We start from the raw sequence: 21,033 nt of genomic DNA on the forward strand, positions 1-21,033 counted from the left end.
AAATCTTAGCTTAATGTAGAGTATTTTGGGGAAAGTAACTGATGGGCCAGCACTGCCGAGGCGCGTTTTACCTTTCGCCGCGCGTGTACGGTCTACCCAGCGCTTCGGGCGCAGCTCCTTGCTGTCCACGCAGGCCCGCCAAGGCCAGCACGATGATGACCAGCAAGTAGGGCATGGCCGAGAAAAATTCGGTGGGAATGAAAGTCTTGCCTTGAAGCCGAAATTGCAGGTAGTACAGCAGCCCGAAGAAGATGGAGCCGAAAATGGACCGCAGCGGACTCCAACCGACGAAAATCACCAGCGCCACCGCGATCCAACCTAGGCCCGCCGTCATGCCGTCTGTCCAGGAGGGGCGGTAGACCAGCGAGAGGTACGCGCCCGCCAGACCCGCCATTGCGCCCCCAAAGGCCACTGCGCCGTAGCGGATCAGGTTGACATTCAGACCCAGTACGTCGGCAACAGCGGGGTTCTCGCCCACCGAGCGCAGGGTCAGGCCAGCGCGGGTGCTGGTCAGCCAGAAGGCCAGCAGCAGCGCCAGCACGATGGCCCCGATGGTGAAGGGCCACTGGTTGGGCTGCCCGATGAGCGGAAAGCCCTCGTACTTTTTGCCGAGCAGACCCGCCACGCCCAGGCCCAGCAAGGTCAGGCTCAGGCCCGACACGAACTGATTGGCCCGCAGGGTAATGGTGACGAAAGCGTGCAGCAGGGCCGCCAGACCGCCCGCCGCCATCGCCGCCACGATGCCCAGCACGATGCTGCCGCTGCCGGGCGAGCCGTCGCCGTAAGCCACCGCGAAGCCTGCCAGTGCGCCAAGCGCCATCATGCCTTCCACGCCGAGGTTGACCACGCCCGCCCGCTCGTTGATGACGGCCCCGAGCGAGGCGAGCAGCAGGGGCGTGCCGAACGCAAGGGCGCGGAGCAAAGCGTTTAGAATTTCATCCATGTGACTCCTTGAGTGGGGGATAACGAGCGGAGATCTCCGCTAAACTCACTTCCCGAACTTAATCCGGTTTTTTACAAAAATCTCGCTGGCAATCAGGCTCATCAAAATGACGCCGGAAAAGACATCGGTGATGCGGAATGGCAGGTTCATATTGATTTTCAGCACGTCGCCGCCTGCCAAGATGATGCCCATCAGCGGCGCGGTAATGAGGCACAGCAGCGGGTTGCCGCGTGCCAACCAGGCCACGATGACAGCCGTAAAGCCGTAGCCCGAGGAAATCTGGCTGGGTTCCAGCAGCTTGTGGTGAATGCCCGCCACCTCGCCCACACCCGCCAGGCCCGCCGCGCCGCCGGTGATCATGGCCATCTTGAACAGCACACTGTTGACGCTGATTCCGGCGTAGCGGGCCGCCTCGGGATTCTCGCCGGTGACCCGCAGCTCGTAGCCGCCAGTGCTGCGGCTGAGAAACCACTGGAGTCCCACCGCCAGCAGCACGCCCAGCAGCAAAGTAGGCCAGCCGACCTGGGTACCGGGCAGAGTGGGCAACTGCGCGAAGTCGGGGAAGTCATCGGAGTAAATGAAGCCGCGCACGTTTTTGCCTTTCCAGGGGCCGTTGATCAGGTAGATCAGCAGGTAGGTGGCCACGTAGTTGAGCATCAGGGTGGTCAGGATTTCGTTGACTTTGAGGCGAGTCTTGAGCAGCGCGGCGATGAGTGCCCACAGCCCGCCCGCCAGAGCGCCGCCCACGAACATGGCGGGCAGCATCAGCAGCGGCGGCAGCGGCGTGAACAGGGCGATCCCACCCGCCGCGACTGCGCCCAGAAGGAGCTGGCCTTCCGCCCCGATATTGAAAAACTGTGCCCGGAAGGCCAGCGTCAGGCCGATGCCGATCAGCAGCAGCGGCGTACCTCTCCGCAAGACTTCGGCCCAGCCACTCCAATCGCTGACGGTGCCCTGAAGCATGGCGGCGTAGGCTTCAAACGGATTGGTTCCGGCCAGCCAGAAAATCAGCCCGGCGACGACCAAGGCGAACACCAGCGCCCCCAACGTGACCCAGGCGACGCGCCCACGTGGGGGATCAGCAATTGGCGTAAAACGGATCACGCTTTGAGTCCTGTGGTGTGGCTGACTTCGTCCGGCCCAGCATTCTCGGTCAGGTCGCCGGGGCCAGCGCCGTGCGGCAAACCCTGACTGTCTGCGCCGCCCGCCATGATCAGGCCGATGCCCTCGCGGGTGGCCGCCGCCGCCGGATATGGCCCCAGCAGCTCGCCGTGATACATCACCGCGATACTGTCCGAAAGCGCCAGCAACTCGTCGAGGTCTTCGCTGACCAGCAATACGCAGGCCCCGCGCTCGGTGGCGTCCATCAGGGTGCGGTGAACTTGCTCGGTTGCGCCGATGTCCAGGCCGTAGGTGGGATGAACCGCCAGAATGACCTTGGCCCCATCCTTTTGCGAACTGTCACCGAGTTCGCGGGCCAGAATGATTTTCTGGATGTTGCCGCCCGACAGCAGCCGCGAAGGAGTGTCCACGCCGGGGGTGCTGATATCAAAGGCTTTGACCATATTTTTGGCGTGGGCGTCGAGTGCCCCGAGGTCACGCACCGCGCCGCGTGCCAGTGGGGGCTTGGCGTAATCGCGCAGCGCCAGATTCTCGGCCACCGTCATGCTCGGCACTGTGCCCATGTGGATGCGGTCTTCGGGGATGTGGGCCACGCCGGATTCAAAAATCGCCCGAGCGTTCTGGCTGAGCGGTTGCCCGTCGAGCTTGATCTCTCCGGCCTGAAGGTGATGTAGTCCGGCCAGCACTTCTACCAACTCGCTTTGCCCGTTGCCTGCCACACCCGCCACGCCGATAATTTCCCCGGCCCGCAAGTCCAGATTCACGCCCCGCAAAGCAGGCAATCCCCGGCTGGAGAGCGCCTGCAAATTGCGAGCAGCAAACCGAACGTGAGCGCTGGAGAGGTTCGGCGGAGTCTCCCTTTTGCGCTCAAAGCTGACCGAGCGGCCCACCATCATCTCGGCGAGCGTTTCGCGGGTCGCTCCGGCGGTGGGCGCGTTGCCAGTGACTTTGCCCTTCCTGAGCACCGTCACCCGGTCGGTGATTTCCAGCACCTCGCCGAGCTTGTGAGATATGAACACCAGGCTCTTACCGTCGGCCTTGAGTTCGGTCATCACCTTAAATAAACCCTCCACTTCCTGCGGGGTCAGCACACTGGTGGGTTCGTCCAAGATCAGCACTTTGACGCCGCGCAGCAGCGAGCGCAAAATTTCCACCCGTTGTTTTTCGCCGGGCGAGAGCTGCGAAACCCTGGCACTCGGGTCAACCGCCAGGCCGTACTTTTGTGACAATTCACGGATGCGCCCGGCCATCGTCCGCGCCGGAAACAGGCCCGTGCTGGTGCCCAGCGCCAGATTTTCGGCCACCGAATGCTTGGACACCAGCATCGGGTGCTGCGGCACCAGGCCGATGCCGAGCTTGAGCGCCTGCGCCGGGCTGCTGATGGTTACGGCCTGACCGTTGACCAGCGTCTGGCCCTCGTCGGGGCGGTAGAGGCCGTACATCACGGAAATCACGGTGCTCTTGCCCGCGCCGTTTTCGCCGAGCAGGGCCAGCACCTCGCCCGCATTCAGATACAGATTTACGTTGTCGTTGGCGACCACGCCGGGAAAGCGTTTGGTGATGCCGCGCAGTTCTAGCACGGGCGGCGAGGCGGAGGTGGGCTGAGGGGCAGTCATGGCAACTCCTTGGAAGAGGAGAACTGGGGAAAGAGGAGAGCGCGGCGCTTGTCGCTTAGCTTAGACGAGGGGAAAGGAGGGCCGCTTCCCCGTTTTATGGCACTGGCTGTGCGGTCTGCTGAAGCTTGAGTATGCAACCCGTTCTCATTTTCTTTGACAGGCTGCGAAAAAATTGAGATACAACATCAGCAAGGATAGCTTTCTTTGCGAAACGGGATAGCTGAAGGTCAGGCTACGCTCTTGGGTCGGCCCTCCGCTACCGCAAAGTATTTAGATGTGAAATTGATTCCTCAAGTTTAGGTGCCCGCACGGCCAGGCGCAAGCAGCCCCCCACGCAAAGCGGGCGGGGAAGCCACTTGCTCCACCCGCCCACTTTTCAATTGCACTGTTTAGTTTTAGTTCCAGCGGCCCCCGGCACGGCGCTGCGTTTCCGGCTCGGCGGCGGCGTAGCTTTCCTCGGCTCGGGAGAGTTTCTTGCGGCCATACAGGCCTTCCAAGATGAACTCGGCGGCGCTGAGGCGGTGGGCGTCGCCCGCTTGCTCGGCGACCTCGGCAGCCAGCGTACTCAGGTTGGGCACCGCTCCGGCAGCTTTGAGCGCGGCGGCCACATCGCCTGCCTGCGGAAAGCGGAAGACATTGCCGTCGTCAAACCACTTTTCCAGGGCCTTGGTGTCGGCGCTGGAATAGTGGCGTCCGTAGACCTGGCCCGCCGCCTTGCGAATGATGTCCTTGGCGATCACGTCCGCGCCGCGCAGCTCGCCCTCGTATTCGAGTTCCAGCTTGCCGGTAATCGCGGGCAGTCCGGCATACACGTCGCTGACGCGCACCACCGGCTCGTCACCCATTCGGAGCGAGCGGGCTTCGGCGTTAGCAGCAGCGACTTCCATCAGCGAGATCGGCAGACGCTGCGAGACGCCGCTGAGCTTGTCCACCCGGCCATCTTCGCGGGCCTGGAAGGCGATTTCCTCGATCAGCTCGGCCATGTAGCCGGGTACGGTGACGCTGCTGTCGCGCACCGCTTCCTGCGCGGTGATCGACATGCCTTCGTCCACCGTTTTGGGGTAGTGGGTGCGGACTTCGCTGCCGATGCGGTCCTTGAGCGGCGTGACGATCTTGCCGCGTGCGGTGTAGTCCTCGGGGTTGGCGCTGAAGACCAGCATCACGTCCAGCTCCAGTCTGACCGGGTAGCCTTTGATCTGCACATCGCCTTCTTGCAGGATGTTAAACAGCGCCACCTGCACCTTGGGCGACAGATCGGCCAGTTCGTTGACGGCGAAAATGCCCCGGTTGGCACGCGGCAGGAGTCCGAAGTGCATGCTCCGCACGTCGCCCAGCGCGGTGCCGAGGCGGGCGGCCTTGATCGGGTCAACGTCGCCGATCAGATCGGCCACCGTCACGTCGGGGGTGGCGAGCTTTTCGACATAGCGGTCTTCGCGGGCAATCCACTTGAGCGGCAGGTTATTGCCGTGTTCGCGCAGCAGTTCCTCACCCTGGGCGCTGATCGGGTTGAGGGGATCGTCGCTGATTTCGCTCTCGGCAATCGCCGGAATGTGCGGGTCGAGCAGCGAGGTAATCGCCCGCAAAATCCGGCTCTTGGCCTGACCGCGCAGCCCCAGCAAGATGAAATTCTGGCGAGCCAGCAAGGCATTGATCAGTTGTGGCACCACCGAGTCGTCGTAGCCGACCACACCGGGAAACAGCGTCTCGCCGCTCCTGAGCTTGCGCTTGAGATTCTCGCGCACTTCGTCTTGGACGCGGCGGCTTTTGCCGTCAAAAGGAGCGCGGCCCGCGTATTCGGGCAAGCTGAGCAGTTCACCAACGGTCTGGGGCAGTTTTGTGTCATTCGGCATAGATAACGGAAAACTAGCACGCGCCCCAGCGCTGGACTGTGCCTTTTGCGGGGCTTGCAGGTCACTGAGCCCGTGAACGCCAAGCCCTGATCAAAGCCAACAGACACACCAAAAGAGCCAGTACAAGCGCACCTACAAATGCGATGAACAATTGATCGGGAGTGACGGCATCAAGGTGCGAATAACTCAAAAACCCCGCCACCGCCAAACTGAGAGCGGAGCCAAATAAAATCAGAATCAATTTGTGGACAATGCCCACGGACTTGAACTGATTGAGCAGTAGAGGCCAGCAAAGAACGGTAAGCACGACACCAAATCCCAGAGTCCAGCTTGCCGAGCGAAATATGCTTGCCGGCGAGGTGACGGTCTCTTTGCCCGTGAACACGAAGCTGGCCAGCGTCAAGACGGTCGACAAGACCCCGTAAAAGATGCACTCCAATAGGGTTTGTATCAGCCAACAGGTCACGAGGAAAGCAAAGACGATACGGGCCATGAGTAGCATCCCTCATCCTACTGGGTACGCTCCCGCCCTCACGCCCCGCTCGCTCCGGTGCGCTAGCGTAGAGCCGATACCCTGTGAGTCGATACTTCCTGAACAGTCAAGCCCCCGCCCGATCAAGCCGCCTGCTCACTCCCGTGCTGATCGGGCTGACTGCCGCTTTTGCCCTCGGCGGCTCAGGCAGCGCTCAAACCGGCTCCGAGCCTGTGGAGCTTCCGGCCACCGGCAACCCGACGCCTCTTTTTCCAGTTCTCGTGTTGCCTCTTCCTGTGCCGACGCCTCCGACGCTGCTCACTGCGCCGGAGGCCGCGCCGCAGCCCACGCCGACCACCGCGCCCTTTATCGGCCCGACCCTGCCGCCACTCTTACCGCCCGCACCGCCGATTATCGGGCCTGTCTTGCCGCCAGTGGTGCCCGTCACGCCCGCGCCTGTGCCTGCCAACCCGCTGCCCACCACTCCACCTGTCACTCCCATCCCAATCAATCCTGTTCCCAGTAGCCCAACACCCAGTAATCCAGTACCGATCAATCCAGTGCCCACGCTGCCCGCACCCAATCCAACCTCGGTGAGTTCGGTGCGCGGCCTGTGGGTAGACGCCTTCGGGCCGGGGCTCAAAACCCCGGCGCAGGTGGCCCAGATGGTCAAAGACGCTCACGATCTCGGCATCAATACCTTGTTCGTGCAGACCATTCGCCGCGCCGACTGCTTGTGCAGCCGCTCAAGTGTGCCGCGTGCCACCGACGCCGATCTGGCTCCCGGCTTTGATCCGCTGGCTGAAGTGCTGAGGCTCGCTCACGCGCAGGGCATTCGGGTGTTTGCTTGGGTCAGCGTGACGGGCGCGGGCAATGCCGCCGCGCCGAATCTCAACCCTCAGCATGTGCTGAAGTTGCACGGCCCCGCAGCCGGCCTGAATTCCTGGGTCAACCGCAGGCCCGACGGCAGTTACCTCGAAGGCTCGGACATCTGGCTCGACGCCGGCATTCCGCAGGCCGCCGACTACATGGCCCAGAGCATTCTGAGCGTCGTCAAAAACTACGACATCGACGGCATTCAGCTTGACCGCATTCGTTACCCCGACGGCGGCATGTGGGGCTACAGTTCGGCGGCGCTGGCCCGCTACCGCAGCGAAACCGGCAACAAGGGCACGCCGCTGCCGAGCGACCCCACCTGGATCAACTGGAAGCGCGAGCAGATCACCGCGTTGGTGCGCCGCATCGTGCTGGAGACGCGCCGCCTCAAGCCCAACGTCTGGACGAGCGCCGCCACCATCACTTACGGTGCTCCACCTGCCGATTTAAGCGGCTTCGAAAAGAGCCGAACCTACAGCGACGTGCTGCAAAATTGGCCGGCTTGGACTCAGGAAGGCCTGATTGACCTGAATGTACTGATGAATTACAAACAGGACTTGGTGCCCAATCACACCCAGTGGTTTGATGATTGGAACAAATTTGCCCTCAGTGTGCGCGGCAAAGCCGAGGTCGCGGCGGGCACGGCGCTGTATCTCAACAGCCCCGATGTTTCGCGTAACCAAATGCAGCGGGCGCTGAGCGCAGGCCTCGGCTGGGTCGGCTACGCTTACCGCACACCGGGGGTGGACGTCTACAAAAACGGCCAAAGCCAGCCCAGGGGTTTTGAAGTGCTGCGGAAATCACTGACCCAAAACGGCGGCCCACTCACCGCCACGCCCTGGAAGCTCTCGCCGCCGGTTCATTCCGGGGTGCTGGGCCGAGTCATCAGCAGCAGCGATATGGGCGGCAAAGTCGTGGAAGCCCGCAGCGCTGGCGGCACCTTGCTTGGCAAGACCACCACCGATGGCAACGGCTATTACGGTTTTACCGATTTGCCGCTGGGCGCGGTGGAAGTGCGGGTGGCCGGACAGCGCTGGCAAGGCCAACTTACCCAAGCGGGGGTGGCCCGCTACCCCGATTTGCTGCTCAAAGGAACCCAGATTATTCCGGCACTCAAAAGCAGGCCCTGAAATTCCCGCGTAGATACTGGAAACGGCGCTCAGATTGTTGACTGAGGGGAGAAAAGCAGCGTCCAACCCCATTCGTCAGGGTTGGACGCTGCTTTTCTACTTGCGCTTCGAAATCTATTCAAACGTTTTTAGTGGAAGAATCCAACTCAAAACGTTTGAATAAGCGGCGCAAATTTAGAGGTATGAAGGGTTTACTTGGTGGTTTTGCGCTTGCCGCGTGCCCGTGACTTGCCGAGCGAGTGGCCTTTATCGTAGCTGGCCTGCATTTTTTGGCGGGTTTCGGCGGCCAGCGACTTAAAGTCGACCAAACCGGCTTCAAACGCCTCGATGCTGGGCTTGATGCTGCCGCCGCGCCGAGTTGCGGCGAGTTCGCGGTTGGTGCGGTCAAACCACTCTTCAAATTCGGGGGTCGCCTCAAAGATCATCTCGCGCATGCTGCGGCTGTAGGTTTCGTCGCTGTTGCGGCGGCTAAACTCTTTGGGCAACTGAAAGCGCTCGGTGTTCATGTAAGCCGCTTCAAACTGACCTTCACGCACCGCTGATTTGAAATCTTTAACAAAAGTATCGCTGCGCTGGGGATTGGTGAGCAGTTGAACTTGTTCGCTCAATTTACGGTAAGCCATGTGTTGTTCCTCCTGACAGGGAGTATGAGTTGAACAAGTCAGTAAGTCAAGAGCAAAGCGCCTCAGCCAGTCAACACTTCGGCAGCTCCTTTGTAAAAATCAGGTGGTATAGCCTTCCAATCAGCGAAAATAAAGTGGGCATTTCATTCAATCTCACCAGAACGGGATGAAGCTTTTTGCAGTTCTACAGGGGAGAATAATCTCTATGGTCGAAGCGCTTGGGTCGACCTTTGAGTCTCAGATAAGAGCTTGACGTTAGAAGAAAGCCTGATACAGACTCTGCTCTATTCCACAACACCCATAAAATTAGGCAGACCCTTACAGGTGCCACTGCACTCAAGACAGCACCACATATTGCTCCACATTGTCTTAAAAGGACGCCCATAAGGACGCCACTCCTCCTCCACAATACCCGCGTTGTTCTCCTACTCGATGTTCTGCGGAGCTTGAGGAGTCCGCCTGAATTTCACCATTTCCGAGAAACAATTCAGTCGAAGTCCCTACGGGCTCTCGTCAAACCTTCAAAATTGAGGTGTACCTAAATTCTTCTAAATGTAAGTCGGCAAAATTCTTGGCCGCCGTCAAAGGCTTTGCCGATCTGATGAACTCTGCCCCCGGGTTCTTTAGTGCTCCCAGTGAACTTTGGGCAGCCGTTTTTCGAGCCAAGCCGGCAGCCACCAATTCCATTTTCCAGCGAGTTGCAGCAAACCGGGCACCAACACCAAACGGACGATGGTGGCGTCCAGCAGCACGGCAACGGCGAGGCCCAAACCGATGCTTTTGTTGGCCACCACCCGCCCAAAGATAAAAGCCACGAAGACGATAAACATAATCACGGCGGCGCTGGTAATAATCCGCGCCGTACGTCCAATCGCCAGCACGATGGATTCATTGTTGGCCTGCGGCTGCCCCGCGAGGCGCAGATATTCTTCCTGCACCCGTGAAAGCAGGAAAATCTCGTAATCCATGCTGAGGCCAAACAAGACCGCAAACAGCAGCAGCGGCAAGCTCGAATCCAGCACGCCGACGTCTTGTGGCAAGCCCAGCAGCGAAGCGAAGTGGCCTTGTTGCACCACCCAGGTCACCACGCCGTAAGCGGCCAGCACCGTCAGGCTGTTCATCACGATACTCTTGAGCGGAATGAATAAACTGCGGAAAGCCACCATCAACAGCAAGAAAGTGCCGAAAAACACCGCACCGATGGCCAAGGGAATGGAGCTGGTAATGGCTTTGCTGAATTCACGCTCGCCCACGGGTGCGCCGCCGAGTTGATAATCAAACGGCGTGGCACTGAGCACCCCGCGCAGCCGCGCTTCAAAAGCGTCGATTTGATCGGCCCGCAAATAGCCGTTCGGAACCACCGTGAAGCGCAGCAGCGTGCGGTCTGTGCTGAAACTGCGCCGCGTCAGGGCGGCCAGATCGCCCAGCGAACCTCCACTCCCACTGGCACTGCTGAGCACCGCCGCGCTGACAAACGGGCTGATGACGCCCTTGACATCCGGCAGCGCCTCGACTTGCCGCACCGTCCGGCGGAAAGCGTCTCGACTCTGGGGGCCGTACTTTTGTCCACCGCGCAACTCAAGAATCACCTCGAACTGAGAGAGGAGCCCGCCCGCGCCGAGGTCACGCACGGCGGCCAGCGCGTCACGCGACTCCACCCCTTCCACCAGCCCCCACGCGCCCGCGTAGCCAGTTTGCATCTGCCGGGCGGGCAGGGCCAGCACCACCAAGACCAGCGTCGAGAGTGCCACCGCCAACACGGGCCGCGCCGTAACCCGCCGGGCCAGCGCCGTCCAGAGCGCACTTTCGCGGGCGGATTGTCCGAAATCCAGGGCCCTGAAGCCCTTAAACGCCAAATGCGGCCAGTTGACCCGCTCGCCCAGCAAGGTCAGCAGCGCGGGCAGCACCGTCAGGCTGGCCAGCACTGTGAACAGCACCGCCAGCACCCCGCCGATCCCCAGACTCCGCACGAAAGCGATCGGCGGCAGCAGCAGGGCCGCCATCGCCAGCGTCACCGCCGCGCCGCTCAGCAGCACGCTGCGCCCCGCCGTCATCACGGTGCGGTAAGCCGCCTCTGAGCTGGCTGCCTCTGGACTGGCCGCCTCTGAATTGGCCCCCGCCGAGCCCCCTGCACCGCTCTTGAGTTCTTCGCGGAAGCGGTTGACCATCAGCAGGGCGTAGTCAATGCCCGCGCCCAGCGACACCAGAGTGATGATGCTCTGGGCAAAGGTGCTGGTGGGAATCAGGAACGTCAGCAAGTACAGGCCCGCCAGCGCCGTGGTGATGCTCAGCCCGCCGACGACCAGCGGCAAAGCGGCGGCCACCAGCGCCCCAAAGACGAACAGCAGCACCACGGCGATCAGCGGCAAGGCAGTCATCTCGCTGCGCTTGGTATCGCCCTCGGCAAATTTGGTGAAATCGGCGGCGATGGCTTGCCCGCCGGTCACGCGGGTGTCAAAGCCTGCTTTCTTCTGGCTCTGGACATATGTCCGGATGCGTTCCAGCGCGGGCGTGGCTTCCTTGAACAGCGGGATTTGGGCCAGTGTCAGGGCCAATTTGCCGCCTTCACCACTCACCTGCTCCGCACTCTGGGCGTTGTACGGCAGCACCCGGGTCACGCCCGGCACTTTTTGAAGACCCGCCACGAACGCGTTGTACTGCTGGGCCACGGCGGGTGAGCTGAGCGGCCGCTCGGTCTGCGTGACCAACAGCACGGTGTTGGAATCACGCTCGCCAAAGCGCTGCGAGAGCAGATCAATGACCTGACCGCTTTCGGAGCTCGACAGCGCTCCGGGGTCGGCGGTGAGGCGGGCGGGAGCGAGGCTGGCGGGCACGGCGCAGATCAGCGCCAAGAGCGCCCAGATGGCCAGCACCCACCAAGGCCGCTGGGTCACGAAACGGGCAAGCGGTTGCATTCGTGAAAGTAAAGCATGAGGGGAGGGGAGGGGCGGCGGGATGCGTGACAAAGGAGCGGGCCTGCTCAGTGGCGCAGAGCAGGCCCAGCCGTCAAGTGTCCGGCAACTTTTTACCTCAAGCGCGTCTTAGAGCATTTGTCCGTTCCATTGTTGTGGAAAAGCACCCCACCAATTCCACTCCCATCTGCTCTAGCACGTATTTCACTCGCTCCACTCGGTCATAAAAGTTGCAAGACTTTTATGACAAATGCTCTATTTCAGCCGCATCAGGGCACGCTTGGCCAGCACGCCCGCCAGATGCGCCCGGTACTCGGCGCTGGCAAAACGGTCACTGAGCAGGTCGCCCGCATCTACAGCATTTTGGCTGGCCTGCTGAATATGGTCGTCGCTGAGATCCGTCCCGATGGCCGCTTCCAGCTTGCTGAGCCGCACCGCTTTTGGCCCCGCGCCGGTCATGGCGATCTTGACACCGTCCGGCCCGCTGACCGCCGCCACGCCGACAATGGCGTAGTGGCTGGCCGGATGCCGGAACTTTTCGTAAGCGCCCTTGCCAGCTTGGCGCGGAATATGAATCTCGGTGACGATCTCGCCTTCCGCCAGGGCCGTTTCAAACATCCCCAGGAAGTAATCGTCCACACCGACCACACGCTCACCGCCTGCCGAGGTTAGCTTGAAACTCGCGCCCAACGTCAGCAGGCCCGCCGGGTAATCGGCAGCCGGATCAGCGTGCGCCACCACACCGCCCACCGTGCCCCGGTTGCGAACCATCGGATCGCCGACCCAGCGGGCCATGTCGGGCATCAGCGGCGCGTACTCGGCCACCGTTTTGTCATAAAGCAGTTCGGAATGGGTCACGCCCGCGCCCAGAATCAGTGTGTCGCCGTCGGTGCGAATGCCGCGCAGCTCGTCTAATGCCGAAATGTCGATCAAGGCCGAAGGCGAAGCCAAACGCAGTTTCATGGTGGGAATCAGCGAGTGGCCGCCGGCCAGCAACTTGGCGTCGGGGTTGCTGGCGAGCATTTGCAGGGCGTCTTGGACGCTGGAGGCGCGGTGGTAATCAAAGGGGGTCGTGTACATGTGGCTCCTTTGGAGGGGGTGTTGGGCGGGAAGGGGGGCAATCGCTGGCGCTCACTCCCCATCAAGCGGGAGGGAGCGCAGCAAATTAATTTCTTCTCAGTCGTCCGCCGCTTGCCCCACCGTTTGCACGCCGCCCTTCATGGCCCGCCAGACTTTTTCCGGCGTGAACGGCATGTCCACGTGGTGATGTCCGAAGGCACGCAGCGCGTCGTTGACGGCGTTGGCCACCGCTGCGGTGCTGGCAATCGTGCCCGACTCCCCGATCCCCTTGACGCCGAGTGGGTTGTGGGGGCTGGGGGTCACGGTGTGGTCGATCTCAAACATCGGCAAGTCTTCGGCGCGGGGCATGCTGTATTCCATAAATGAGCCGGTCAGCATGTTGCCTTCCTCGTCGTAAACGGCTTCTTCCAAAATGGCCTGACCAAAGCCCTGAGCGATGCCGCCGTGAACCTGACCTTCGACCACCAGCGGATTGATCAGCGGGCCGCAGTCGTCCACGCAAACATACTTGGTCATCTTGACGTGGCCGGTGTCGGCGTCGAGTTCCACCACCGCGATGTGGGTGCCGAACGGATAGACGAAGTTCTTGGGGTCGTACATGTACTGGGCTTCCAGACCCGGTTCCATGCCTTCGGGGAGGTTGTGGGCAAGGTGGGCCATCAGCGCCACATCGAAGAACGACTTGCCGCCTTCCGGCACACCCTTGACCTTGAATTGCCCATCAGCAACTTCAATATCTTCGGGTGAGGCTTCCAGCAGGTGCGCGGCGATTTTGGTGGCTTTGTCTTTGATGCGGCCCAGCGCCATTTTGAGGGCGCTACCGCCCACCGCTGCACTTCTGGAGCCGTAGGTGCCCCAGCCGAACGGCATCTTGCCGGTGTCGCCGTGAACGATGACCACGTCTTCCATCGGGATGCCGAATTCTTCAGCGGCGATCTGGGCAAAGGTGGTTTCGTGGCCCTGTCCGTGCGAGTGGCTGCCGGTCAGCACTTCGATTTTGCCGGTGGGCATGACCCGCACCACCGCACTTTCCCACTGTCCAGCCTGAGCGCCGAGCTGACCGACCAAAGCGCTGGGCGCGAGGCCGCAGGCTTCCACATAGGTGGAAAAGCCGATGCCGATATAGCGCCCATTCTTGAGGCCCTCGGCCTGCTCTTTGAGTAAGTCCTGATAGCCGACCATCGTCAGCGCTTTGTCTAGTGCGGCCTCATAGTTGCCGGAATCGTAGACCAGCGCCACGGGGGTCTGATACGGGAAATCCTCAGGCTGAATGAAGTTCTTGCGGCGCAGTTCGGCGGCGTCCATGCCGAGTTCGGAAGCGGCTTTGCTGACGATCCGCTCCACGAGGTAGGTGGCTTCGGGGCGTCCAGCTCCCCGGTAAGCGTCCACGGGTACGGTGTTGGTGAAGACACCAGTGACTTTGCCGTGAACCGCCCCGAACTTGTAAGTGCCGTTGAGCAGCGTGCCGTACAAATACGTCGGCACGGCGGGCGCGAAGGTGGTCAGGTACGCGCCGAGGTTGGCAATGGTGTCGACTTTGAGGGCCAGCATCTTGCCGTCTTTGGTGAGTGCGAGTTGCGCCTCACTTTCGTGGTCGCGGCCCTGCATGTCGGTGACAAAGCTCTCGGAGCGCCGGGCAGCCCACTTGATCGGGCGATTCAGTTTTTTGGCGGCAAACAGCACGATCACTTCTTCGGGGTACTGCATGATCTTGGAGCCAAATCCCCCGCCCACGTCCGGCGAGATGACGCGCAATTTGTGTTCGGGAATGCCCAACACGAAGGCCGCCAGCATCAAGCGGTGAATGTGGGGGTTTTGCGAGGTGGTGTGCAGCGTAAATTCCTCGCTGGCCCGCTGGTACTGCGCCAAGCTGGCACGCGGCTCAATGGCGTTGGGCACGAGGCGGTGGTTGCGGAGCTTGAGGCTCACCACATGGTCGGCCTGCTTGAACAGCTCGTCAGCCGCGGCGGCGTCGCCAATTTCCCAGTTGAAGGCCACGTTGCCGGGCGCTTCGGGGTGTACGAGCGGCGCACCTTCTTTGAGGGCGTCACTGCCCAGCGAAACGCCGCCGAGCGGTTCCAAATCCACCTCAATCAGGGCCACCGCGTCTTCGGCCAGCGCCCTCGTGTCGGCAATCACGACGGCCACAATGTCGCCCACGTAATGCACTTCGCCGTGCGCGATGGCCGGGTGCGGCGGAATCTTGAGATCGGGGAGGAGCCAGCCGGTGGGGATACTGCCGACTTTGGCGTCGGCGAAATCTTGGCCAGTCAGCACGGCGCGGACGCCTTCCAAGGCCAGCGCAGCGGAAGCGTCTATGGTGCCAATTTTGGCGTGTGAGTACGGGCTTCTGAGCATCGCCGCGTGAAGCTGGCCGTGCACGTTGATGTCGTCGGTGTAGTGCCCCTGCCCGGTGATAAAGCGCGGGTCTTCCACACGCTTAACGGACTTGCCGATGTATTTTTGCGGCCCTTCGGGAGCGTGGTAGTTGGAGTCGGGAAGCTGGGTCATGAATGCTCCTTTGGAGAGGCTATGGGGAACAGAGAAGGACAACCCCTGCGCCCCTTTGGGGCACCTCCCCTTAAAGGGAGGCAAAAGCTTTTAAGGGGAGCTGGCCGCGTCTTGAGCAGAACGGACGCCCTTGAGGACGCCTGCCCGAGACGCGGACTGAGGGGGAGTGAGCGAAGCGAATAGTTTTTCTTCCTCAATCGTCCGCTGCTTGCCCCTGTTCCGCACCTTTCTGGCGCATCACAGCCGCCGCCTTGGTAATGGCCTTGACGATGTTGTGGTAGCCGGTGCAGCGGCAAAAATTCCCGCCGAGCTGCTCTCTGATTTCGTCTTCGCTGGGGTCGGGATTGCGGCGGATGATTTCGGCGGAAGCCATGATCATGCCCGGCGTGCAAAAGCCGCACTGGAGGCCATGCTGCTCCCAAAAGGCCGCCTGAATCGGATGAAGCTCGTCCACGCTGCCGATGCCTTCGATGGTTTTGACGTCCATCCCGTCGGCCTGTACGGCAAACAGGGTGCAGCTCTTGACCGCTTCGCCGTTGAGCGACACGGTACACGCGCCGCACTGACTGGTGTCGCAGCCGACGTGGGTGCCGGTGAGTTCGAGTTCGTCGCGCAAAAACTGAACGAGTAGCGTGCGCGGCTCGACTTGAGCAGATGTGGGCATGCCGTTGATATTGATGGTAATCGGTACACGACTCATGCGGCCTCCTTGAGTGGGTCAGCAAGTAAAAGAATCAAGCGGTTTGCGGCTGACTGGCTTCTTTGTCCAGATTGGCAAAGAACACGTCGGCTTGCTGCTGGGTAATGCCGCCGATCAGCCGTCCGGCGAGGGTGGCGAGCATGCCGCGCAGCTTGGGTTCGCCTTCCCAGTCGATCTGGGTTTTGCCGCCCTCCACCTCGCTGAGCTTGAGGGTGCCGGTGGCGGTGACGATGCCGGTGGGGCTTTTGGCGTCGATGCTCAGCGTCATCTGCTGCGGCGGCTGACGGTCGGTGATGGTGACTTTGGCTTGAAATTTGCCTTTGACTGGCCCAACGGCCACGTTGAGGACGGCGTTGTACTGGTCTGGGCCGCTGGCGACCATCTCGGTAACGCCCGGCACGCAGCGGGCCAGCACGTCGGGGTCTTGCAGCAAAGCCCAAACTTTTTCCTGCGGCGCGTTGATGGTATGTGATCCCTGAACTTGCAAAAAGCACCTCCGGGAGAATGGAGCGCCCCGCGTTGGGAAAGCGGCTCCTATATTGAAGTTGAGTACCGTTTAACACTAACACTTCTGGCCGCGCCCTGAGAGAAGCGACGCCCACAAAAACGACGCCTAGAGAGAATCCTGAGCGGCGTTGGATTAGAACGAGAGCTTGCCCGCCAAAAAGTCGCGCATCGTTTCGGGGGAACGCCCCAGCACCTTAGCCAGCGCTCCATCAACAGCCCCGAATTCGCCGTCGCGGCTGGCCTGATAAAACCCCAACGAAATGGCTTGGCGATCAGCAGGCACATTGCCAGCATTCATGGTCGCCTGAAACTGGTCATCGCTGATGATGACGCGCTCAATGGGTTTGCCAAGAATATCGGAGGCCAGAGCGCCCAGCCCCGCCAGATCAAAAGCTGTTGAGGCGGTCAGCGGCGGGGTGGGGCCGTCAAATCGGCCTTCGTTGGCCAAAATGAGAGCGGCGGCCTCGGCCAGATCGGCGTGGGTCGTCCATGACACCGGGCCGTCTTGTGGAGCGCTCAGGATTCCGGTCTGAGGCGCTTTGCCCATAAAGATCACGGCGCTGCTGGCATAAAAGCCGTTGCGGAGCGCCGTGTAGGGCACGCCTGACGCCGCAAGCAGAGCTTCGGTGGCGGCGTGGGTTCTCATGGGCGGGAAAGCTGAGTTTGGGCTGGCGGCCATGTGGCTAGTGTAGAGAATCCGCCCCGCACCCGCCCGCTTGGCTGCGTCAATGGCCGCCCCGTGCTGCTGCATGGCCGTTTCACCGCTCTGGCCCGACGAAACGATCAGGACTTGACTGGCTCCCTCAAAGGCGTCATCGAGACTGGCGGGATCGGCAAAGTCACCTCGGCGCACCCGCACGCCGCGCTCCGCAAACGCGCTGGCTTTGGCAGGGTCGCGCACACTCACACCCATTTGGTTGGCGGGCAGAAGTCGGAGCAGCGCCTCGGTAACGGCGTGGCCGAGCTGTCCGGTGGCTCCGGTTATAACAATCATGGAGTTCTCCTTGTCGGTAGCGGAATCTGGCTCATTTCCACTGTTAGCAAATTTTATATATCATAGATAACAGCCCGGTACAAGCGCCGTTTACCTGAGCTGCCAGCCTTTATAGTCGGCAAATGACCCAAGCGCCCGCCATTCAGCACGCCAGCGAACCCAGCGCAAATCAGGACGCCATGCGGGAGCGTATCTTGAGCGCCGCGCTTGAGCTGCTGGCCCGCGAGGGAGAAAGCGCACTGACCACCCGCGCAGTGGCCGCCGCCGCTGGTATTCAGCCGCCGACGCTCTACCGCCATTTCAGCGACAAAAGCCGTTTGCTCGACGCGGTGGCCGAGTACGGCTTTGCTCAGTACCTCGCCGAGAAACAAGTGCGTGAACATGGCCTTGACCTTGTGCACAACCTGCGGAGGGGCTGGGATTTGAATGTGGAGTTTGGGCTAAGCCACCCCGCCGTGTTCGCCTTGATGTCGGGCAACCGCCGAGCGGGGAAGCCGTCACCAGCGGCAGCGGCAGGCGCTCAGCATCTCAAAAAGCAGATGAGCGCCCTCGCCCTGGCCGGACGCCTACGGATCAGCGAAGACCGCGCCACCGACTTGATGCGGGCCGCGAGTCTAGGGATCGTTCTCACCTTGCTAGAAACGCCCGAAGCGGGCCGCGACTCAGGCTTATCGGTGGTGGCCCGTGAAGCGGTGCTGGCGGCTCTTCTGACCGACGCGTCAAACGTTGAGAGTTCAGCGTCGGCGCAAGCGGTTATTACGTTGCGGGCCGCCCTGCCGGACGTGACAGTGCTGAGCGCGGGCGAGAAAGCCTTGATGAATGAGTGGCTAGAGCGCTTGAGCACAAGCTAAACCCCGCCGCTTCCCACTGACTACACACCACTCCCGCCGCGTTCAGGCTTCCTGACTCAGCCGCCCAAAAAACCGGTCGGCGTAGCGCTGGCCCGCTCCGGCGTCTTTGGCCTTGCTCTCAATCAGTTTGCCGCCCACCCCAGCCAGCAAGCCCGAGAGCTTGGGCGTGGCGACCCAGTCGATGCGGGTGGTTTCGCCCAAGTCGGTCAGGGTCATTTTGGTGTGCAAAATCGCCGTGCCGGTGATGGTTTTGCCTTCCACTTCCAGCTCCATATATTCGGGCGGTCTGGCATTCAGCACCCGCACGATGGTTTTGAACTTGCCTTTAACCGGCCCCATATTGACACTCAAAGTGGCCCGCATCTGGCCGCCCTGCTCGGCTACGGCGTCGCTGAGGCCCGGCACCACCTTGACCATCACTTGAGGGTCTTGCAGCATCTCCCACACGCGGTCACGGGGAGCGGAAACGGTACTGCTGCCTTGAAAAGTATGCGCTGACATGCTGTGTATTGTGACGCGGCGGGGTGAGAGAGGAACGTGAAAAGGGGCAGCGTTTTTTGGCCTGTAACTTTGGATGGACGCGGCGCGTGGGGGCGGCAAGTTACCCTTCTTGCATAAGGAGACCCACCATGACCAATCCCGAGAATGAAGGCGTCAACCTCAACAAGACCGCTCCGGCCAACGATCTGCGGATTGACCCGCCACATGCTCCACAGGTGCCGCCGCACCAGCAAGACGTGCCGAGTTGGATCGACGAAGCGACCCGCCCAGCCGCGCCGCGCACTCCTGAAACTCAGTCGCAAGCTTATTTCAACCCGCGTCAGCCCAGCGGCGAGGCAACCATCAATCCCGAGCCGCTCAGAATCACCCAAGCGGGCGACATCAGCTCGCGCAAATTGGTGGCCGGCCTGCTGGCGATCTTCCTCGGCACGCTGGGCGCACACAAGTTTTATCTGGGCCGCACCACGCCCGGTTTGATGATGCTATTGGTCAACATCGGCGGCTGGTTTCTAACCGGCGTGCTGAGCATCGTCACCTTCGGCATAGGGGCATTGGTGTTGGTGCCGCTGATGACGCTGGTCTTTACGGCGCTGTGCATCGTCAGCATCATCGAGGGCGTGGTGTACCTGACCCGCAGCGACGAAGAGTTTAACCAAACCTACCTAGTGGGCCGCAAAGATTGGTTCTGAAGCTGAGTGGCACAACAAGCGTGGCCGCCGGATACCACCGGGGGCCACGCTTTTGGTTGCCGCAAAGCTCAGTGCTTAGCCGTTGGCCGCTTCGTAGGCCGCCGCGTCCATCAGGTCGCCGCCTTCTTCGGTCACGTCCAACTTGAACAGCCAGCCGTCGCCATAAGGCTCGCCGTTGACCTGCTCCGGTGCGCTGCCGAGCGCTTCATTGACGGCCACGATCGTTCCGCTGGCCGGTGAGTAGATATCCGAGGCGGTCTTGACGCTCTCGACCACGGCCACTGTTTCGCCGGCCTTGACCTCGCGGCCCACTTCGGGCAATTCCACGTACACCACGTCACCGAGCTGATCTTGCGCGAAATCGGAAATGCCCACCGTGCCGTCATCTTTGAGCCACTCGTGACTGGCAGCGTACTTCAGGTCTGAAGGGATATTCATGGCGTTATTCTCCTTGATTTTGAACCGAAATGTGTGGGAAAAGAGGCTTGCAACCCGCAGCGCTACACGTCCGCTTTTTTGTAGAACGGCAAGGCCACCCGCCGCGCTTCATGCAGCTTACCGCGCACTTCCACGCCGTAGGCCTCGGCGTCGGCGCTCTGGACATTGACCAGGGCCATCGCCACCGGGTAGCCCAGCGTGGGGCTGAGGCTGCCGCTGGTGATGTGGCCCACCACTTGCCCGTCAAGCTGCACCGGATAGCCTTCGCGCACCGGCACTTTGTCCAGGGTGAGGCCGATCAGCTTTTGGCTGGGCGCGAGGTCGATGTGCTCGCGGCCCAGATGCTGCTTGTCTTTGACCACCCAGGTGTAGGTGCTGCTGAGCGGGTGAATAGAATCGGAAAACTCGTGGCCGTAAAGCGGAAAACCCGCTTCCAGCCGCAGGGTGTCGCGTGCGCCGAGGCCAGCGGGAATCAGGCCCGCCGACAGCAGCTGGTTCCACATCTCCTCAGCTTGCTCGGCGGCCACGAACACCTCGAAGCCGTCCTCGCCGGTGTAGCCGGTGCGGGCCAGCCAGACCGGGAGGCCGAAGAGGTGAGCAGAAAAGAAACTGTTTTTCTTGCGGGCGATCAAGTCGGTGTCGGCGTGCAGCTGCAGGAGGTCAGCCGCTTTGGGCCCCTGCACGGCGATCAGGCCCCACTGATCCGATTCGTCGGTGAGCACTGCGCTGTACTTGGCGGCCTGCCGGGTCAAATGCGCCCAGTCTTTGGCGATGTTGGAGGCGTTGACCACCATAAAAAATTCGTCGGCTGAGACGCGGTAGATGTAGATGTCGTCCACCAGACCGCCCGTCTCGCCCGGCAACCAGTTGTACTGAGCGCGTCCGGGGCGCAGCTTGCTGAGATCGTTGGTGGTCACATACTGCAAGAAAGCTTCGGCGTCCGGCCCCGTCACACGGAATTCGCCCATGTGCGACACGTCGAACATGCCCGCACTTTCGCGCACCGCCGCGTGTTCAGCTTTGACCCCGGCGTACTGCACAGGCATATCCCAGCCGCCAAACGGCACCATTCTGGCTCCGGCCCTCAGGTGAGCAGCGTGCAGCGGCGTGCGCCGGAGCGCTCCTGTTTCGTCTAAGTTGGTCACGCGTTTTATCTTAACGCGGGGCTGCTGGGTGGAGGCGGGGGAGGCCAGAAGAAGTTCGGCGCAGCTTAGCCGC

18 protein-coding genes are annotated in these 21,033 nt (G+C 61.5%); 3 read left to right on the forward strand and 15 right to left on the reverse strand.

Translation table 11 applies throughout. From position 1 onward, the window contains the following. Nucleotides 1-67: 67 nt before the first annotated feature. The 5 genes from EHF33_RS09910 to EHF33_RS09930 all read right to left on the reverse strand — a co-directional run bounded on the left by EHF33_RS09910 (nucleotide 68) and on the right by EHF33_RS09930 (nucleotide 6,024). The gene (locus EHF33_RS09910; RefSeq protein ID WP_124870730.1) at nucleotides 68-943 is read right to left on the reverse strand and encodes an ABC transporter permease; all 876 of its coding nucleotides are present in this window, start codon (nucleotides 941-943) and stop codon (nucleotides 68-70) included. 45 nt (nucleotides 944-988) lie between these two features. Continuing rightward, nucleotides 989-2,047: an ABC transporter permease gene (locus tag EHF33_RS09915; protein WP_241191129.1), complete on the reverse strand. Its 1,059-nt coding sequence runs from the start codon at nucleotides 2,045-2,047 to the stop codon at nucleotides 989-991. Further along, entirely contained in the window at nucleotides 2,044-3,681 is a 1,638-nt protein-coding gene (locus EHF33_RS09920; protein WP_124870733.1) for an ABC transporter ATP-binding protein, read from the reverse strand. Before EHF33_RS09920 ends, EHF33_RS09915 begins: the two co-directional genes overlap by 4 nt. A gap of 395 nt (nucleotides 3,682-4,076) precedes the next feature. After that, on the reverse strand, nucleotides 4,077-5,531 hold the full coding sequence (locus tag EHF33_RS09925) for a sigma 54-interacting transcriptional regulator (RefSeq protein WP_124870735.1): 1,455 nt from the start codon (nucleotides 5,529-5,531) through the stop codon (nucleotides 4,077-4,079). 61 nt (nucleotides 5,532-5,592) lie between these two features. Continuing rightward, nucleotides 5,593-6,024, reverse strand: a complete 432-nt coding sequence (locus tag EHF33_RS09930; RefSeq protein WP_124870738.1) for a hypothetical protein — start codon at nucleotides 6,022-6,024, stop codon at nucleotides 5,593-5,595. Between the two features lie 83 nt (nucleotides 6,025-6,107). Between EHF33_RS09930 and EHF33_RS09935 the strand changes: the two genes are divergently transcribed. Continuing rightward, nucleotides 6,108-8,009 carry a family 10 glycosylhydrolase gene (locus EHF33_RS09935; protein WP_241191130.1) on the forward strand — a complete coding sequence of 634 codons (1,902 nt, stop codon included), beginning with the start codon at nucleotides 6,108-6,110 and terminating at the stop codon, nucleotides 8,007-8,009. Between the two features lie 191 nt (nucleotides 8,010-8,200). Here the strand turns inward: EHF33_RS09935 and EHF33_RS09940 are convergent, their stop codons facing one another. From EHF33_RS09940 to EHF33_RS09970, 7 genes are all read right to left on the reverse strand, one after another. After that, nucleotides 8,201-8,632 carry a hypothetical protein gene (locus EHF33_RS09940; protein ID WP_124870741.1) on the reverse strand — a complete coding sequence of 144 codons (432 nt, stop codon included), beginning with the start codon at nucleotides 8,630-8,632 and terminating at the stop codon, nucleotides 8,201-8,203. Nucleotides 8,633-9,255: 623 nt separating this feature from the next. Beyond that, a complete protein-coding gene (locus EHF33_RS09945; RefSeq protein ID WP_124870744.1) occupies nucleotides 9,256-11,547 on the reverse strand; it encodes an MMPL family transporter in 2,292 nt (763 codons plus the stop codon). A gap of 252 nt (nucleotides 11,548-11,799) precedes the next feature. Next, complete coding sequence (locus tag EHF33_RS09950; RefSeq protein WP_124870748.1) at nucleotides 11,800-12,624, reverse strand: FAD binding domain-containing protein; 825 nt, start codon at nucleotides 12,622-12,624, stop codon at nucleotides 11,800-11,802. 96 nt (nucleotides 12,625-12,720) lie between these two features. After that, the gene (locus tag EHF33_RS09955) at nucleotides 12,721-15,135 is read right to left on the reverse strand and encodes a xanthine dehydrogenase family protein molybdopterin-binding subunit (protein WP_124870751.1); all 2,415 of its coding nucleotides are present in this window, start codon (nucleotides 15,133-15,135) and stop codon (nucleotides 12,721-12,723) included. Nucleotides 15,136-15,328: 193 nt separating this feature from the next. Then, nucleotides 15,329-15,835 carry a (2Fe-2S)-binding protein gene (locus tag EHF33_RS09960; RefSeq protein ID WP_124870754.1) on the reverse strand — a complete coding sequence of 169 codons (507 nt, stop codon included), beginning with the start codon at nucleotides 15,833-15,835 and terminating at the stop codon, nucleotides 15,329-15,331. A 34-nt stretch (nucleotides 15,836-15,869) separates the two neighbouring features. Beyond that, nucleotides 15,870-16,322 (reverse strand): SRPBCC family protein, encoded by a 453-nt coding sequence (locus EHF33_RS09965; RefSeq protein ID WP_164473452.1) that lies wholly within the window; start codon nucleotides 16,320-16,322, stop codon nucleotides 15,870-15,872. A 153-nt stretch (nucleotides 16,323-16,475) separates the two neighbouring features. Then, nucleotides 16,476-17,336 (reverse strand): NAD(P)H-binding protein, encoded by an 861-nt coding sequence (locus EHF33_RS09970; protein ID WP_124870761.1) that lies wholly within the window; start codon nucleotides 17,334-17,336, stop codon nucleotides 16,476-16,478. Between the two features lie 122 nt (nucleotides 17,337-17,458). Between EHF33_RS09970 and EHF33_RS09975 the strand changes: the two genes are divergently transcribed. Continuing rightward, a complete protein-coding gene (locus EHF33_RS09975; RefSeq protein ID WP_124870764.1) occupies nucleotides 17,459-18,187 on the forward strand; it encodes a TetR/AcrR family transcriptional regulator in 729 nt (242 codons plus the stop codon). Between the two features lie 42 nt (nucleotides 18,188-18,229). Here the strand turns inward: EHF33_RS09975 and EHF33_RS09980 are convergent, their stop codons facing one another. Then, nucleotides 18,230-18,688, reverse strand: a complete 459-nt coding sequence (locus EHF33_RS09980) for an SRPBCC family protein (RefSeq protein ID WP_124870767.1) — start codon at nucleotides 18,686-18,688, stop codon at nucleotides 18,230-18,232. A 128-nt stretch (nucleotides 18,689-18,816) separates the two neighbouring features. On the opposite strand from EHF33_RS09980, the gene EHF33_RS09985 reads away from it, so the two are divergent. Beyond that, nucleotides 18,817-19,377 (forward strand): TM2 domain-containing protein, encoded by a 561-nt coding sequence (locus tag EHF33_RS09985; RefSeq protein WP_124870770.1) that lies wholly within the window; start codon nucleotides 18,817-18,819, stop codon nucleotides 19,375-19,377. 75 nt (nucleotides 19,378-19,452) lie between these two features. Here the strand turns inward: EHF33_RS09985 and gcvH are convergent, their stop codons facing one another. Both gcvH and gcvT read right to left on the reverse strand, forming a co-directional pair. Next, on the reverse strand, nucleotides 19,453-19,815 hold the full coding sequence (gene gcvH / locus EHF33_RS09990) for a glycine cleavage system protein GcvH (RefSeq protein ID WP_124870774.1): 363 nt from the start codon (nucleotides 19,813-19,815) through the stop codon (nucleotides 19,453-19,455). A 62-nt stretch (nucleotides 19,816-19,877) separates the two neighbouring features. After that, the gene (gcvT, locus tag EHF33_RS09995) at nucleotides 19,878-20,960 is read right to left on the reverse strand and encodes a glycine cleavage system aminomethyltransferase GcvT (protein WP_124870777.1); all 1,083 of its coding nucleotides are present in this window, start codon (nucleotides 20,958-20,960) and stop codon (nucleotides 19,878-19,880) included. Between the last annotated feature and the right edge of the window lie 73 nt (nucleotides 20,961-21,033).

The organism is Deinococcus psychrotolerans (assembly GCF_003860465.1).
GTDB lineage: Bacteria > Deinococcota > Deinococci > Deinococcales > Deinococcaceae > Deinococcus > Deinococcus psychrotolerans.

Bases quoted from the DNA above. Each gene is read 5' to 3' on its own strand.
- EHF33_RS09910 (WP_124870730.1), bottom strand. From the start codon at position 943: ATGGATGAAATTCTAAACGCTTTGCTCCGCGCCCTTGCGTTCGGCACG.
- EHF33_RS09920 (WP_124870733.1), bottom strand. From the start codon at position 3,681: ATGACTGCCCCTCAGCCCACCTCCGCCTCGCCGCCCGTGCTAGAACTG.
- EHF33_RS09925 (WP_124870735.1), bottom strand. From the start codon at position 5,531: ATGCCGAATGACACAAAACTGCCCCAGACCGTTGGTGAACTGCTCAGC.
- EHF33_RS09930 (WP_124870738.1), bottom strand. From the start codon at position 6,024: ATGGCCCGTATCGTCTTTGCTTTCCTCGTGACCTGTTGGCTGATACAA.
- EHF33_RS09940 (WP_124870741.1), bottom strand. From the start codon at position 8,632: ATGGCTTACCGTAAATTGAGCGAACAAGTTCAACTGCTCACCAATCCC.
- EHF33_RS09945 (WP_124870744.1), bottom strand. From the start codon at position 11,547: ATGCAACCGCTTGCCCGTTTCGTGACCCAGCGGCCTTGGTGGGTGCTG.
- EHF33_RS09950 (WP_124870748.1), bottom strand. From the start codon at position 12,624: ATGTACACGACCCCCTTTGATTACCACCGCGCCTCCAGCGTCCAAGAC.
- EHF33_RS09955 (WP_124870751.1), bottom strand. From the start codon at position 15,135: ATGACCCAGCTTCCCGACTCCAACTACCACGCTCCCGAAGGGCCGCAA.
- EHF33_RS09960 (WP_124870754.1), bottom strand. From the start codon at position 15,835: ATGAGTCGTGTACCGATTACCATCAATATCAACGGCATGCCCACATCT.
- EHF33_RS09970 (WP_124870761.1), bottom strand. From the start codon at position 17,336: ATGATTGTTATAACCGGAGCCACCGGACAGCTCGGCCACGCCGTTACC.
- EHF33_RS09975 (WP_124870764.1), top strand. From the start codon at position 17,459: ATGACCCAAGCGCCCGCCATTCAGCACGCCAGCGAACCCAGCGCAAAT.
- EHF33_RS09980 (WP_124870767.1), bottom strand. From the start codon at position 18,688: ATGTCAGCGCATACTTTTCAAGGCAGCAGTACCGTTTCCGCTCCCCGT.
- EHF33_RS09985 (WP_124870770.1), top strand. From the start codon at position 18,817: ATGACCAATCCCGAGAATGAAGGCGTCAACCTCAACAAGACCGCTCCG.
- gcvH (WP_124870774.1), bottom strand. From the start codon at position 19,815: ATGAATATCCCTTCAGACCTGAAGTACGCTGCCAGTCACGAGTGGCTC.